The 13,804-nt window shown below is 58.9% G+C and carries 12 protein-coding genes and 1 tRNA gene; 4 read left to right on the top strand and 9 right to left on the bottom strand.

Annotated features, from left to right (window positions below; all coding sequences use genetic code 11):
- Positions 1–38 precede the first annotated feature (38 nt).
- From AC2FM3_RS01310 to AC2FM3_RS01280, 7 genes are all read right to left on the bottom strand, one after another.
- The gene (locus AC2FM3_RS01310; protein WP_496678452.1) at positions 39–1,250 is read right to left on the bottom strand and encodes an ABC transporter permease; all 1,212 of its coding nucleotides are present in this window, start codon (positions 1,248–1,250) and stop codon (positions 39–41) included.
- Positions 1,251–1,255: 5 nt separating this feature from the next.
- Positions 1,256–2,530 carry an ABC transporter permease gene (locus tag AC2FM3_RS01305; protein WP_496678450.1) on the bottom strand — a complete coding sequence of 425 codons (1,275 nt, stop codon included), beginning with the start codon at positions 2,528–2,530 and terminating at the stop codon, positions 1,256–1,258.
- Positions 2,531–2,606: 76 nt separating this feature from the next.
- The gene (locus AC2FM3_RS01300) at positions 2,607–3,701 is read right to left on the bottom strand and encodes an extracellular solute-binding protein (RefSeq protein WP_496678449.1); all 1,095 of its coding nucleotides are present in this window, start codon (positions 3,699–3,701) and stop codon (positions 2,607–2,609) included.
- 100 nt (positions 3,702–3,801) lie between these two features.
- Positions 3,802–4,902, bottom strand: coding sequence for an ABC transporter ATP-binding protein (locus tag AC2FM3_RS01295; protein WP_496678447.1), 1,101 nt, complete (start codon positions 4,900–4,902; stop codon positions 3,802–3,804).
- 129 nt (positions 4,903–5,031) lie between these two features.
- Complete coding sequence (locus AC2FM3_RS01290) at positions 5,032–5,748, bottom strand: maleate cis-trans isomerase family protein (protein ID WP_496678446.1); 717 nt, start codon at positions 5,746–5,748, stop codon at positions 5,032–5,034.
- A complete protein-coding gene (locus AC2FM3_RS01285; RefSeq protein WP_496678441.1) occupies positions 5,745–6,890 on the bottom strand; it encodes a M24 family metallopeptidase in 1,146 nt (381 codons plus the stop codon). Before AC2FM3_RS01285 ends, AC2FM3_RS01290 begins: the two co-directional genes overlap by 4 nt.
- Complete coding sequence (locus AC2FM3_RS01280) at positions 6,887–7,930, bottom strand: pyridoxal-phosphate dependent enzyme (protein WP_496678439.1); 1,044 nt, start codon at positions 7,928–7,930, stop codon at positions 6,887–6,889. The genes AC2FM3_RS01285 and AC2FM3_RS01280 overlap by 4 nt, the downstream gene beginning before the upstream one ends.
- 241 nt (positions 7,931–8,171) lie before the next feature.
- Here AC2FM3_RS01280 and AC2FM3_RS01275 point away from each other — a divergent pair.
- Positions 8,172–8,257: transfer RNA gene (locus AC2FM3_RS01275), tRNA-Leu, on the top strand.
- A gap of 301 nt (positions 8,258–8,558) precedes the next feature.
- On the opposite strand, the gene AC2FM3_RS01270 is transcribed toward AC2FM3_RS01275, so the two are convergent.
- On the bottom strand, positions 8,559–8,948 hold the full coding sequence (locus AC2FM3_RS01270) for a helix-turn-helix domain-containing protein (RefSeq protein ID WP_496678437.1): 390 nt from the start codon (positions 8,946–8,948) through the stop codon (positions 8,559–8,561).
- 622 nt (positions 8,949–9,570) lie between these two features.
- Here AC2FM3_RS01270 and AC2FM3_RS01265 point away from each other — a divergent pair.
- The 3 genes from AC2FM3_RS01265 (at position 9,571) to AC2FM3_RS01255 (ending at position 12,483) form a co-directional block, all read left to right on the top strand.
- Positions 9,571–9,957, top strand: coding sequence for a terminase small subunit (locus AC2FM3_RS01265; protein ID WP_496678436.1), 387 nt, complete (start codon positions 9,571–9,573; stop codon positions 9,955–9,957).
- Between the two features lie 445 nt (positions 9,958–10,402).
- On the top strand, positions 10,403–11,341 hold the full coding sequence (locus AC2FM3_RS01260) for a heparin lyase I family protein (RefSeq protein WP_496678666.1): 939 nt from the start codon (positions 10,403–10,405) through the stop codon (positions 11,339–11,341).
- Positions 11,338–12,483: an adenylate/guanylate cyclase domain-containing protein gene (locus AC2FM3_RS01255; RefSeq protein WP_496678664.1), complete on the top strand. Its 1,146-nt coding sequence runs from the start codon at positions 11,338–11,340 to the stop codon at positions 12,481–12,483. Before AC2FM3_RS01260 ends, AC2FM3_RS01255 begins: the two co-directional genes overlap by 4 nt.
- A 343-nt stretch (positions 12,484–12,826) precedes the next feature.
- Here the strand turns inward: AC2FM3_RS01255 and AC2FM3_RS01250 are convergent, their stop codons facing one another.
- Entirely contained in the window at positions 12,827–13,729 is a 903-nt protein-coding gene (locus AC2FM3_RS01250) for a LysR family transcriptional regulator (protein WP_496678435.1), read from the bottom strand.
- Between the last annotated feature and the right edge of the window lie 75 nt (positions 13,730–13,804).

The following is a 13,804-nucleotide window of genomic DNA, read 5'->3' as shown; positions in this document are numbered from 1 at the left end:
GTGAACAGAAAAATCGTTAGATCAGCAAATGCCGCCGGTCAAGCCGGTGTCAGCCCGCGCAGACGTTCTGACCGCCGCCGCAGCAGCTCGACCGTGGTCAGCAGCGCGATCGAGATGACGACGAGGATCGTGGCCACGGCCAGGATGGTGGGGCTGATCTGCTCGCGCAGGCCGGTGAACATCTGCCAGGGCAGGGTCTTCTGGCTGGCCGATCCGACGAACAGCACCACGACCACCTCATCGAACGAGGTGATGAAGGCGAACAGCCCGCCCGAGATCACACCGGGCAGGATCAGCGGCATCTGAATCTTGAAGAAGGTCCGGACCGGACCCGCGCCCATGTTCGCGGCGGCCCGCGTCAAAGACCGGTCAAAGCCCACCAGGGTGGCGGTCACGGTGATGATGACGAAGGGAATGCCCAGAACCGCGTGGGCCAGGATCACCTTGAGGTAGCCCACGAAGGTCTTGTTCATGCCCAGAGTGCCCTCGAGGAACCGCCCGATGTCGCTGTAGAAGAAGAACATGCCCGTGGCTGAGATGATCAGCGGCACGATCATCGGCGAAATCAGGATGGCCATGATCGCCCGCCGCCCGGGCACATGCGACTGGCTCAGACCGATGGCGGCCAGCGTGCCCAGCGAGACCGAGATGATCGTGGCGATGGGTGCGATGATCAGCGAGTTCTTGAAGCTGCGCTGCCATTCGTTGTTGGTAAAGAAATCCTGATAATGCTTCAGCGAATACCCCTCGGGGTCCAGTCGCAGCATTTCCGGGGTGAAGGTAAAGAAGTCCTGCGCGTTGAACGACAATGGCAGTACCACCAGGATCGGAGTGATCAGGAATACGAAGATCGCGCCGCAGATCACCCGGAACAAGTAGTGATAGAACACCTGCTGCGCCGTCAGGTAAGGCAGCAGTTTGCGGCGATACCGGCCCTCGTACAGCCAGTATGTGAACCAGACAAAGAACCAGCCGCCCAGCAGACCCAGAATACCGCCCGCGATGCCCGCGAACAGAAAGCCAGCCAAGCCGAAGCCAAGGATGTTGATCCAATAGGCCAGCCGCTCGTTCTTCAGCAGCGCGATGTAGATCCAGGCAAGCCCGGCGATCAGAATGGCGCCGCCGATCATGCCGGTCGGCACCGAACCGTTGCCCGCGCCGACAAAGATACCGGCGAAGGCTCCGGCCAGGGCGACGCTGGGCAGGACCATCGACAGGGGTTTGCGCGAAATCGGAGTCAGAGCGGCCATGTCGGTTATCCCAGCTTCACGTTGTCGATGCCCACGATCTTGTCGTAGACCCAATAGAGGATCAGAACCACCGCCAGCAGGATCGTTCCCAGCGCCGCGGCCAGCCCCCAGTTCAGCGACGACGAGATGTGGTAGGCGATCCGGTTCGAGATGAAGACGCCCTTGGTGCCGCCGACGATTTCGGGCGTGATGTAATAGCCGATGGCCAGAATGAACACGAGGATCGAGCCCGCCCCGATGCCCGGAATGGACTGCGGGAAATAGATCCGCCAGAACGTGGTCCAGTTCGTCGCGCCCATGGATTTGGCCGCGCGAGTGTAGGATGGCGGGATCGTCTGCATCACCGAGTACATCGGCAGGATCATGAACGGCAGCAGGATATGCGTCATCGCGATGATCGTGCCGATCTGGTTGTTGATGATGATCAATCGCGCGTCATCGGCCACAAGGCCCAGCCAGACCAGCGTGTCATTGATCACGCCCTGTTGTTGCAACATGACCTTCCAGGCGGAAGTTCGCACCAGAAGCGATGTCCAGAACGGCAGCAGAACCAAGATCATCAGCATGTTCGACACGCGCATCGGCAGCGTCGCCAGCAGGTAACTGACTGGATAGGCCAGCAGTATGCAGGCGCCGGTGATGACCAGCGACATGAACAATGTGCGGCCGAACAGTTTTACCAGAATGCGCTTGTCTTCGGGTTGAGCCTGCGCACCTTCGGGGGTACGTCGCATGTCAATTGCGTTCAGGAAATACCCATTGGTGATCGGCACCGCGTGGGTCTTGATCACCTGCCAAGTCTTCACGTCACCCCAGCCATCATGGATGTCGATCAGCTTGTCCTTGAACGGCCCGTCGGTTTCGGGGTCCAGCTTTTTGATTTGCCTGCCCGAACGACGGAACAGCGACGACATGCCGGTCTCTTCATAGTTCAACCGCGTGCCAAGACGGGTATGTTCCTTGTTGTCGATCGCGACGATCATGTCGCGGACAAAGGCTTCGTAAACGTTTTCGTCCGGCAGTTCACCGCTTTTTTCGTCCCAGCTTTGCAAGGCCTCGATGGTCAGCGGCAGCGTGTCCTTGACGATGCTGTTTTCCACCGAACGGAACAGCATCGAGCCGATCGGAACGATAAACGAGACCAGAACGAAGATCAGCAAGGGGGCAATCAACAACAGTGCGCGCAGTTTCTGTCGCCTCAGCGAGCGCGCCAGAGACTGTTTCAGTGGCGTTCCATCCGCCGCCAGCATTGGCCCTGCGGTTTGGCTTGCGTCAGTCATTCGTGCCCCTTGGGTTAGCTTGGGTCGGGTTGGGGCGGCAGGCCGCCCCAACCGTTATTAGTTGTGTAAGCTGCGCTTACTGCGCCAGCCACGCCTGGAATTTGGCGTCGATGTCATCGCGGTAGTCGGCCCAGAACTCGTAGTTGTACAGGAAAGTGTTCTGGGCGTTGTTCGGATCGGTCGGCATGTGCGGCGCCATGTCGATGCCCAGTTCGGCGTGTTGACCGACCAACGGGGCCGACGATTTGCGTGCCGGGCCGTACGAGATGTACTTGGCCTGATCCGCCAGACGCTGCGTGTCGGTCGCGAAGTAGATAAAGTCCAACGCGCGCTGCTTACGCTCGTCGCTGAGGCCCGCGGGAATGATCCAGCCGTCCAGATCGAACACCTGCGCATCCCACAGCATGGCGACGGGCTGCTTCTGCTCTTCGATCAGGCTGAACAGACGGCCATTGTAAGTCGAGCCCATGACGACCTCGCCATCGGCCAGCAACTGCGGAGTGTCAGCCCCGGCTGACCACCACACGACGCTGTCCTTGATGGTGTCCAGCTTCTTGAGGGCACGGTCCTGACCTTCGTCGGTTGCCAGAACGTCATAGACTTCGTCCTTTGCCACGCCGTCGCACAGCAGCGCCCATTCCATGTTGTTGATCGGGCGCTTTTCCAGCGAGCGCTTGCCCGGGTAGGCCTCGAGGTCGAACACGTCGCAGATGTCGTCCGGCGGCGTGTCGCCGACCAGATCGGTGCGATAGCCGAAGGTGGTCGAATAGACGATCTGCGGGATGAAGCAATCACTGACCAGCAGATCGCCGAAATCCTCGGATGCTGTGGTGCCATCGGGTGCCGGGGCCAGTTGGGTGTCCGGGTCGATTTCCATCGCCAGACCTTCGTCACACAGGCGAATGGCGTCCGAGGCGACCACGTCGACCACATCCCATGTGATGTTGCCCGCCTCGTTCATGGCGCGCAGCTTGGCCACGGCCTCGGCCGAGCTTTCATCCCAGACGATGTTCACGCCCGGGTTCATTTCCATGTACGGCTCGGCATAGGCTTTTTGCTGCGATGCCTGATAGGCGCCGCCCCAGGACACGAGGGCCATGTCCTGGGCCGAAGCCGCGCCGGCCGAGATGGCTGCGGCCGCAGCCGACAGCAGGAATTTTGTTGGTTTCATGTTCAGCTCCCAGTTTTCCCCGTTGTTGTCACTGGTCGACCGACGCACGGGTTTTCGTCGGCCGATCCTTCCAAGTTGACCGTCTGGCGCGGCAGGACGCTCACGCGTCCAGCGCGCGACAGTCTCGTGCCAGCCAGCCGATCTCGATCTCCTGGCCGGGTTGCAAGCGGACCGCATCCGGGGCGTTGCGGGTCTTGACGATGAACTCGTCATTGCCGGCCACCGACATGCGGAAACGGAATACGTCGCCCATATAGATGAACTCGCGAACCACCGCCTTGAGCGTATGCGCGTCCGGGCTCAGACGATCCTTGTTGAACTCGACCCGCTCGGGCCGGATCGACACCTTGGTGCGCTCGCCGGGCTGGCGGACGTTGATCGGCACCGCGTCGATTTCCGATCCGTCGTCCAGGGTCACGATGCAAGTGTCCCCGTTGATGGACTTCACCACACCTTCCAAGGTGTTGTTTTCGCCGATGAATTGCGCGACGAAACTGTTTTCCGGTTCCTCGTACAGTCGATCGGGCGGGGCCAGCTGCTGGATGCGGCCGTCATCGAAGACTGCGACACGATCCGACATCGTCAGCGCCTCGGTCTGGTCATGGGTCACATAGACCGTGGTGATGCCCAGCTCGTGTGCCAGGCGGGTAATCTCGAACTGCATGTGTTCGCGCAGTTGCTTATCCAACGCGCCCAGCGGCTCGTCCATCAGCACCAGTTCCGGCTCAAACACGAGCGCCCGCGCCAGGGCGATGCGCTGTTGTTGGCCCCCCGACAACTGCGCCGGCCGGCGATTGCCGAATGCGCCCATCTGTACCATGTCCAGCGCCCGCTGCACCTTCTGTTCGCGCTCGGATTTGCCGATCTTGCGCACTTCAAGCGGGAACGAGAGGTTCTCGGCCACGGTCATATGCGGAAACAGAGCGTAGTTTTGGAACACCATGCCGATCCCGCGCTTGTGCGGCGGAATGTTGTTGATCGGCTTGCCGCCCAGAAGAATTTCGCCATGGGTGGCGGTTTCGAACCCGGCCAGCATCATCAGGCAAGTCGTCTTGCCCGAGCCCGACGGGCCCAGCATGGTCAGAAATTCGCCTTTCGGCATGGCAAGATTGAGATCTTTCACGACGAGCGTTTCGCCGTCATATGATTTTTGCACGCGCCGAAATTCGACAAACGCGGCGTCGCTGGTTGTTTCGGTCACAAGACCCCCTGTCGCGTCAATTCCAGATCCGGTTGGCCCGGATTCCATTGATCCTGCACCAAATTAAAACGTAGCGTCCGGCGGCTTGCAACCAATTTAATCGTCCCAGCGCGGAAACGGCCGTGAGTTTCAGGGGAACCGATCATCGTTTAGCCGTGCCATATGCCATGCAAGCGCCGTGTTGCTGGACAGGACCGGCTTGCGGATGAGGGCCTGAACGTGAGGGATCGCATCCAGGGTTCGCAAGTTCGTGCAACTCAGAAATACCGCATCAACCGCGCTGTCTTGCCCAAGTGCAACCGCCGCCTCGACGATCGACGAACACGAAATCCGCGCCACTTTCGACTCTTCTGCCACGCAGAAAGTGCCGAATACATCGGTCGAAAGCCCGGCGGTCGAGAAGGCTGTTCGCAACGAGTCGCTGACTTCCTCGACATAGGGGGACAACAGGGCAAACCGCGAAACGCCCAAGTCGCAAGCGCGGGCGATCGTCGCACGCAGTGGGTCGGTTACCGAACGGGTGACGCAGGATCCGCGGACAAGAGATTCGACCTCGGCCGATCCGATCACCGAACTGGCCGACGTGCAGCCATAGCCCACAACGCCGTATTCGCGGCCCTTCGGAAACAGGTCCGCGGCCGCCGGCAGGGCCTGCTTCATTCGGCTCAGCGTCTGGGGCGTCACCTCCAGCCCGCTGGGGATGCGCGCAACATGAAGCGGTGCGGAGCTTTCCGCGAACAGACGCCTGAAGTCGCCTTCGATGGTTTCGTCGGCCTGCAGAACGATCAAGCCCATCGGTCGGTTGGCGTGGTCTTCCACGTCGAGTGCGTAGGGCAATGTGGTCATATCCGGGGCACCTCGCGCCCGGCGCGCGGGCTAAGAAACCGGGCGCCGTTCTCGGTGATCACAATGTTTTCTTCGTGAACGAGAATCCCGCCCGGGACGGCGATACCCGGTTCGAGCGTCAGCACCATCCCTGGCCGCAGAACCGTTGTGTCGGTGGGAATCAGCGATGGCCATTCGGTCAGGGACATGCCCAGCCCATGCCCCAGGCGCCCGGCCTGGGTGCCGGGTCCGCCATCGGTCAGAATGTCGTTCATCGCTTGGAACAGGTCTGCGGCCGTCGCTCCGGGCCGTGCCGCGTCAAAACCTGCTTCGATCGCGTCGACCAACCGCGCATGCGCCGTGCTGACGGCCGGTTCGGGCGGGCCGACCGACCAGTTGCGGTCGAAATCGCAAAAGTAGCCGTCCCATACCAGACCGGTGTCCAGCATCAGTATGTCCCCTGGCGCCAGGGGGCTCTCGGACGCGGGCGAGATCACGTCGCCATAGCCGCCATGGCCAGCCCCACCGGCAAGGTACGGCACCCAATCGGCCCCCTCCTCGAGGCACAGCATCTGGAAGGCGCGGAAAACCTGCGCCAGCGGCACACCTGCGGATGCAATTTCGGGCACCCGGTCGAAGGCGCGTCCGGCTATAGCGCAGGCGGTCTGGATCTTGGCGATTTCGGTGGCGGATTTAACCATCCGCAGGTCGCGCAGAATACCGTGATCGCCGGTGATCCGACGTTGGCCGATTTGGTCCTGCAACCGACGGAAATCGGACAGAGGCATGCGCAGATGGGTTTCGTGCCCGTCGGGGCAGCCGATCCGGCCCTTGTCGGCCACGACTTCGCGCAGCAAGTCGGCCAACAGCGATACGCCGTCGTCGGACAGGTCGGGTGCGCTCCAGGTGCGGATGTCTTTGATCCAGGTTCGCCCCATCAGCGCGGCCCCGATCGACGGGATCACGGCGACAGGGTCGCCCTGGGCGGGGATGACCAGAAACCATGGACGCGTGGGGCTTTCCCAGAACCGGGTAATAAACCCCGAGAAATACCGGACTTCGGGCTCCGTGGTCAGAAGCAGAGCATCGACCTCGAGTTCTGCCATCCGACGTTGTGCGCGCTGGGTGCGGGCCTGGTATTCTGTTCGGTCGAACCCCCTCATGCGGGTCGCTCGGTCAGGATGCATAGTACGCGGTCATCGGTGCCGATTTCCAGGGCCGAGCGCATTGTGTCGTCCATGACCGCAGCAAGCCCCGCGCCGCCCGAAGCCGTGGTTGCAAGCCCGGCCCGCGCCATCGCTGGAAGCTGCGCGACGACGTCCTCGTCCGTCACAGTCAGGAACACATCAGCATCCCGCGCGAGACCGTTCAGTGCGATCAACGAAGGTTCCTTGCAGTCCAGCCGCCCCATGATGCTGTCCGGGCCGTCGGCAAACACGCATTGCCCGGCGGCGATACTTGCCTGAAGGGCAGGCGCGGCGTCAGGTTCCACCACGACGATCCTGGGGACATCACCCCAAACCTTGCGGAAATAGGCCGCCGCCGCGGCAGCCATGCCGCCGACCCCGGCCTGCAACAGGATCACCGTCGGCACCTCGGGGCATTGCCCGACCGTTTCGACCGCCATCTGCAGATAGCCCTCCATCAGCAGATGAGGCAGGTCGGTGTATCCCTCCCAGGAACTGTCCGACAGCAGGGTCCAGCCATTCCGCGACGCGGCAGCGCTGGCGGCGGACATGCTGGCGGCATAGTCATTCCCCGCCCGGACGACACTGGCCCCTTGATCACGCAGGCGCTCGGCAAAGCTTTCGGGTACCGTGTCCGCGATGAAGACGACGGCCCGGGCGCCGAAGACGCGCGCACCGGCCGCCATGCTGAGCCCGTGATTGCCGGCGCTGGCGGTGACATAGGTACGCCCATTCAGGGTGGTGCCGTCGGGTTGCCCGGACACAGCATTCGCGTGACTTGCGATCACGTAGGCTGCGCCCAAGGCCTTGAACGACCCAAGATTCATCCGCGCACGCTCGTCCTTGATCCAAAGGCTGGCCACGGGCGCCAGCGCGCTGCCGTCCACCAGAGGAGTGCGGGACGCGACCGGACACCGGGCGATCAGATCCGACACCTTTTCAGGATCGGTCGATGGGTATGGGGCCGATGGTATCAGCTTGGATCCGCCCCTATGTTCGTTCTTGGCGACTTGCATCTCGGTTTTCCAGCGTGTTCCGGATGACGAGATGCGACGCAGTTCGTTCTGTCAAGGCGACTTCAGCCTGCATATGCGGAAATCCTCGATCTGGCTGGGTTCGGGTGGGGGCCAAGGTTGATGCACCCACTACGCCGAGAACCCGCCGACGGCGCCCCTTCCCTCACGGGCTTTGCAATCCCGCAAGTTAGCTGTAAGTGTTCCGCAGTTCGGCCCTGGTGCTTCGCGCCTCTGGCCGTCTGCGGGCGTGATGGAATGGTAGACATATCGGACTTAAAATCCGAAGGCCTTTGTGCCGTGTGGGTTCGAGTCCCACCGCCCGCACCACGAAAATCAGCCAAATACCTGTAAAACAAAGACAAAAAAGAGGGGCCGCTTTCGCAGCCCCCCCATTGGCCCCCCCATCTTGAAGTATTAGGCCGCTCTTCCTTCGATCAGGTTTTCCAGATCCTCGACCTTCACCAGACTGGCCCTAGAGTCCTTCAGAATCTGTCGCTGACTATTGGTCGGTCGCCGCGAGCCCCGTATCGCAAAGGGGGAGTCGAGAATAGAAGGGGTGTTTCCATGGCAGCAGCGAGTTTTGGCTTGGTTAGCAGGGGGGCAGAGCGAGGCTTCCGGCTGCTAACCTTCACTTAGCGTCTTCCTTGGATCCTATCGCTACCCGCGCCCACTCAAGCCAAGCTTTTCTTTGTTCTGGGGACAGCGAGCGGAAGGCTTCAATAAGAAGGGCCTCGTCATCCTTGTCGGGAGCGCTGAAGTCGACAAGATCGGTTGGATCTACGCCGAGAACTTCCGCGATAGCGACCTGTTTTCGCGGTGTAAGCTGTCGAGTTCCGCTTTCCAATTGCGCGAAATACGAGCGAGACAAGCCGATCCGTTCCGCGACTTCCTCTTGCTTCAGGCCTTTCGCGAGGCGAGCTTCCTTGATGCGTAGTCTCATATTTTGCTCCGTACGTCCTTCGCCGTTAAAATTCGCCAGCGTTCGTTCGGTATTTCTTCCCTTTGCTTTCTGCAGCATTGCAGTGTGTTGGATGTGGCTCAGTGTTCATTGCGACTGATTTTTGAGGGGAAGGGTGAGTGTTCTAGGGCTGACGATACCAAGCGGGTGCGCAACGGTTCGGTCGAGCGTTTGGGTTTGTTACTACAGTGCCAAAGCGACCAATTCGGTTCGATGATCTTTTCCATTTTCTGCCTCTTGTGTTTCACTCTTGGAAAGACATGTTGCAATTTGCAACAAAAAAGATAAGGACCGCAGGTGAAAAAATCGGGCGCAAGCCGGGGTCAGGGTTGGGGTCAAGATCGGGGTCAAATAAATACCTGTTATAAAATAGTATTTTGCGCTTCCGGGGTCGCTCCGGGGTCGCTCCGGGGTCAAGATCGGGGTCAGGATCGGGGTCAAGCCGGGGTCAAGGTCGGGGTCAGATAAGTATCGGAATTTGTTAGGTAAAACGTAACTCCAGGGTCAAGCCGGGGTCAGGAACGGGGTCACGCCGGGGTCACGCCGGGGTCACTAAAGAAAGAAATAAACAAACTAGATTGATGATGATGATAGAGGCCGGGTCGCATGAAGATTGTTGCCCGATTGCGATTTGTCGCTTACTTTGACACCAATATTGAGGCGCAAGAGGCCCGCCCCTGGAATGAGCAGCACGACCGACAATCTCGCACTCGCAGACACCACATGGCTAGATCAGTTCGATCTGACCGTGCGGCAGCGTGATTTCGTGCTGGCATACCTGGCCGACCCCAACGCCATCGGAGCGGCCCGTACAGCGGGCTACAAGCAGCCCCACGTCCAAGGGCCGCGCCTGTTGGACAATGTTAGAGTTGCCGAGGCCATCACGGAGGGTCGCAGGCAGATCGAGAGCAAGGCCATGCTGGACGCGGAGGGCGTCTTGGAGCTTTGGACCCAGATAGCCACAGCGGACCCACGCGAGCTGACGCAGCACGTCTATGCGCCCTTCCGTTACTTTAGATTGGATTCGAGTAGGACCAGTGTCATTGGCGACAGCAGATTTCATTCATGAAGATATTTGTTGCCGTACTTCGAGATGCAGCTCCACTGCGGTCCGATCTCGGATAATCTAGGTCAAAGCTGGTGTCATTTATTTGTGGTGTGAAATAATGAGGCATCGCCTAGGGTCAGGACCTATAAACGAACGACCGCTTCTCTAAACAGCGGACGTTGGCCGAAAACGGGGCAAGGACCACAGTGCGGACAGAGCCGACTCCAAAGTCTACTGCCACGAGTACCCTTTTCGGCACAATCATACTAGCGCGCGGGCAAGGAAACTGATGCGTAGGAAATGTCAGAGCCATTTGCGCTTCGTGGACGACGCCACAGTGAGGCACACAAGGTTTGACAAAGGCCGCGGAGCCGTCATGCTTGACCAACAAACACCCTGAGACACTGAAAGCATGTCATACCTCCGATTTTCCACATTCTCGAGACTGATTGCATACTTGTCGCTTGTGCTTGTTTGCTTGTCATCTCAAGCGACCGCCGAAACCAACCTTCTGAAGAGCCAGAACATTAAGCAGATTCTGATTGGCCAAACGCCAGGATTTCGTTTCGGGGGGCGAAATGTCCCGAAGCAAAAGGCCCTTCGTATGGTTATGCACGAAGGTCGCCCGGCCGCCGAGATAACTATGTCAGTGTCGATGAAAGGTCATAAGGACGACTGGTACAGTAGAGGCCAAGAAGGCTACGCGCAGAGGTTTGAGTTTGGACAACACTCAAAGTCAGGGCAGCGTATTGGGCGGGAAACCTGGACGCACATGCTGTTGTGGCTGCCAAACGGAACCGTTTCCCGCGAACCTACTTGGCTTTTTGATTTCAAGGACAACAGGCGCGGACAAACATTCGGACAACTGGTCGGATTTGGTCTCAGCGATGACGGGGGCGGCACTGCTCTCAAGCTGATTCACCGTTTCGAAGACTACGATTGCATCGTTGGTTCCGAGCGAAACGGTACCAGCAACTCGTACTGCGATTGGACTGATACGAACATTTTGCTCGGTCCGGTACGTCGGTTCACCGGCCGATGGGTCCAGGTGGTCGTTCGGGCTGTTTGGGATGACGGTCAGAGGGGGGCTTTCGACTTTTGGATAGATGGGAAAAAGGTAGTGGGGTATCGCGGCGATACGTCGAAGAAAGCCAGCAACATTCCGTTCAAATTTGGCGTCTATCGGATCAAACTCAATCGATACCGCAACCCAAAGGACGTACGGGCCTATTTCTCTGCTGTCGGCACTGCTCCAACATGCAAAAAACTCGGCCTTAGTAACTGCGAAGTTTACGAGTCGACGATAGGAAAGCTGGGCTACTTCAACGCGCAACGAGTTTTCAGGCACCGTTCAAACGAGAAAAGCGACTTCATCTCTCGTGGTGGTAGGGTGCTCAAGCAATAGGACTATCCGTCGCGAGTTGCGAGCAAGAGGCAAAACTTATCAATGAAACAATCGTAGGGATTAGGGCGCTGGAAAGACGGCTTGCTGCAATTCTTGCCGCCGACATGGTTGGCTTCAGCCGCCTCATCGAACTTGATGAGGTTGGCACTCTCGGTCGCCAGAAACAACTTCGCCTCGATGTCATTGATCCCACGATTGGCCGTCACAACGGCAAGATAATCAAGTCAACTGGTGATGGGCTAATCGTCGAGTTTGGTTCGGTCGTTCAAGCCGTACAGTGCGCTGTCGAAGTTCAGCAGGAGCTTGTCGAACGTGAAAGCGAACGATCACAGGACGAACGTATTCAATACAGAATTGCGATCCATTTGGGTGATGTCGTCTCAGATGATGATGACTTGTATGGTGACGGAGTAAACATCGCAGCCCGCCTTGAAGCCTTGGCGGAGCCAGGCGGAATCGTGGTATCTGGTACTGCATATGACATGCTGAAGACACAAGTCGATGTGGGCTATCGCTCACTGGGAGAAAAGCATTTAAAAAATATGGCGAAGCCAGTTCGCGTTTATAAAGTGACCAGTGCTGACTACGGGCCGCCAAAGCTATCAAAATCAAGACGACAACTAGCCATCCTGACCACGGTGCTCTTTGCGGCGGGTATTGTTGGGGCTGCGTGGTGGTGGAACCTACAAGATCGGGCTCCAGATCACTTCGGGCCGCCACCAATGCACAAACTTATTGATATTGATAGCAGCGAACTGACTTCTGATTTTGATGGCATTTATACCGGCGCACTCCATTGCTCCAGAGCTGGCGATGGACCTCTTGCTGATTTCGAGACGCAGGAAGGAAGGCCAATGCTCGTGCATGTGAGAAATGGCGCTGCCACGTATCGCCTAGGTCGTTCTGAACCCATCGAAGCATATGATGGTGGCGAGCCGTTCTACGAGATCATGGAATTTGCGATTACTGAGGCAGGCATCGTAAGGGTCCTAGGCCAGTTTCAATGGACCGAAACCCAAATCATCGGTGAAGTCGTACCATTTCAGCCGATCGCCTTCAGAGGAAGTGTTGACGATCAGCGGATATTCGTACGAGGTACCCGCGGCCCTAGAAGGTGCAGTCTCGAACTTTCTCGTTTTTGAGCTCCGAGAGCATTTGCGCGGTTCAGTTGCTACCAATGATTTTGGTCGGTTGTAGAACGCCCGCTTTGGGCTCTTCTGAGACATCTGACCGCTTCTGTCAGATGTCCGCAAAGCAGCGCTAGGTAGCCATTCGACGCGACGGGACCGCGCGGCGACGTCCGCTTTAGGGCCTGAACGACTGCTCCTACCAGCAGCGGCCCTTCGCCACCGCTGCCTCCGACGTCTCATAAGCGGACGGAGCGGGCTTTTGGCGTCGTCGCTTACTTGACCGCTTTGTGCGCATCGCGGCTGAGCATCTGCCCCTGCAATAGTCGCTTCCACCTTTGGAGGGCACCAAAGCGACCTACGAGGTGATAATGTGGCGATGCCCTGCGCCCTCGCCGAAATAGGACAAGCACCGGGTCACAAAGTGCCGGACCATCCGGCGAGGGTTTGCCTTGTCATAGCCGAGTGCCAATGTCAGAGGCGGCAACATATCCCGGATCGGCATCGCGACGAGGCGGTCGCCCGCATAGCTGACATCCGTCGTGGGCAGCATATTCAGAACCGCGCAGCCGTGACCTGCGCCAACCAAGCTGCGCACCATTTCGGTGGAATTCGCATAGGCAATCCTGGCAGAATCATGCCCCGCCGCGCGGAACATCTGCTGGTAGTAATCAACCGCGATGGGACGGTTCAGCACGATCATCGTTTCTTCTGCGAGGTCTTTCAGGTGCACGGAAGCCTGCCTTGCCAGCGGATGATCCGGCGCGGTCAGGCAATAGGCAGGGGCCTCGATCAACACGTCAAAGGTGATCTGGGGCAGGGCCGCGTCAGAGACAAAAAGGATGGCGTCGAAATCGCCGGCCAGGAACCCCTCTTGCGCGCGGTCATTGTCGCATTCCTCAAGGTGCAGTGTCACTTGTCCGTCCGCGCCAGCAAGATCTGTCAGAATGTCGGGTAGGAAGGCCGGGGCAACCGGGGCATAGTAGCCGATCCGCAATTCGCCTGTCAGGGCTCCTTGAAGATCTGAGCCTGCTGTCATTACCGCTTCAAACTCTTCGATGAGATGGGTGAATTTGCGTTCAAGCACCCGACCGCTGGTCGTGGCGGTTATCCCCCGCGACCGGAACCGGTTGACCAATGTGAGCTGGAAGTGCGCCTCAATCCGGTCGATTGCCGCCGATACGGCCGACGCGGCAACGTTCAGTTCCTCCGCGGCCCCTGAAATGCTGCCATGGGCCAATGCAGTGGTGAAGTAACGCATGGATTGGATCGAAACGGTCACGATTCCTCGACAAATCAGATGAAAATCATCATTTAGTTCTATTTTTCATGGGAA

Source organism: Ruegeria sp. BHSB172 (genome assembly GCF_059613165.1).
Note: the sequence above shows the minus strand (reverse complement) of the source record. Positions and strands in the feature narration are given on the sequence as shown.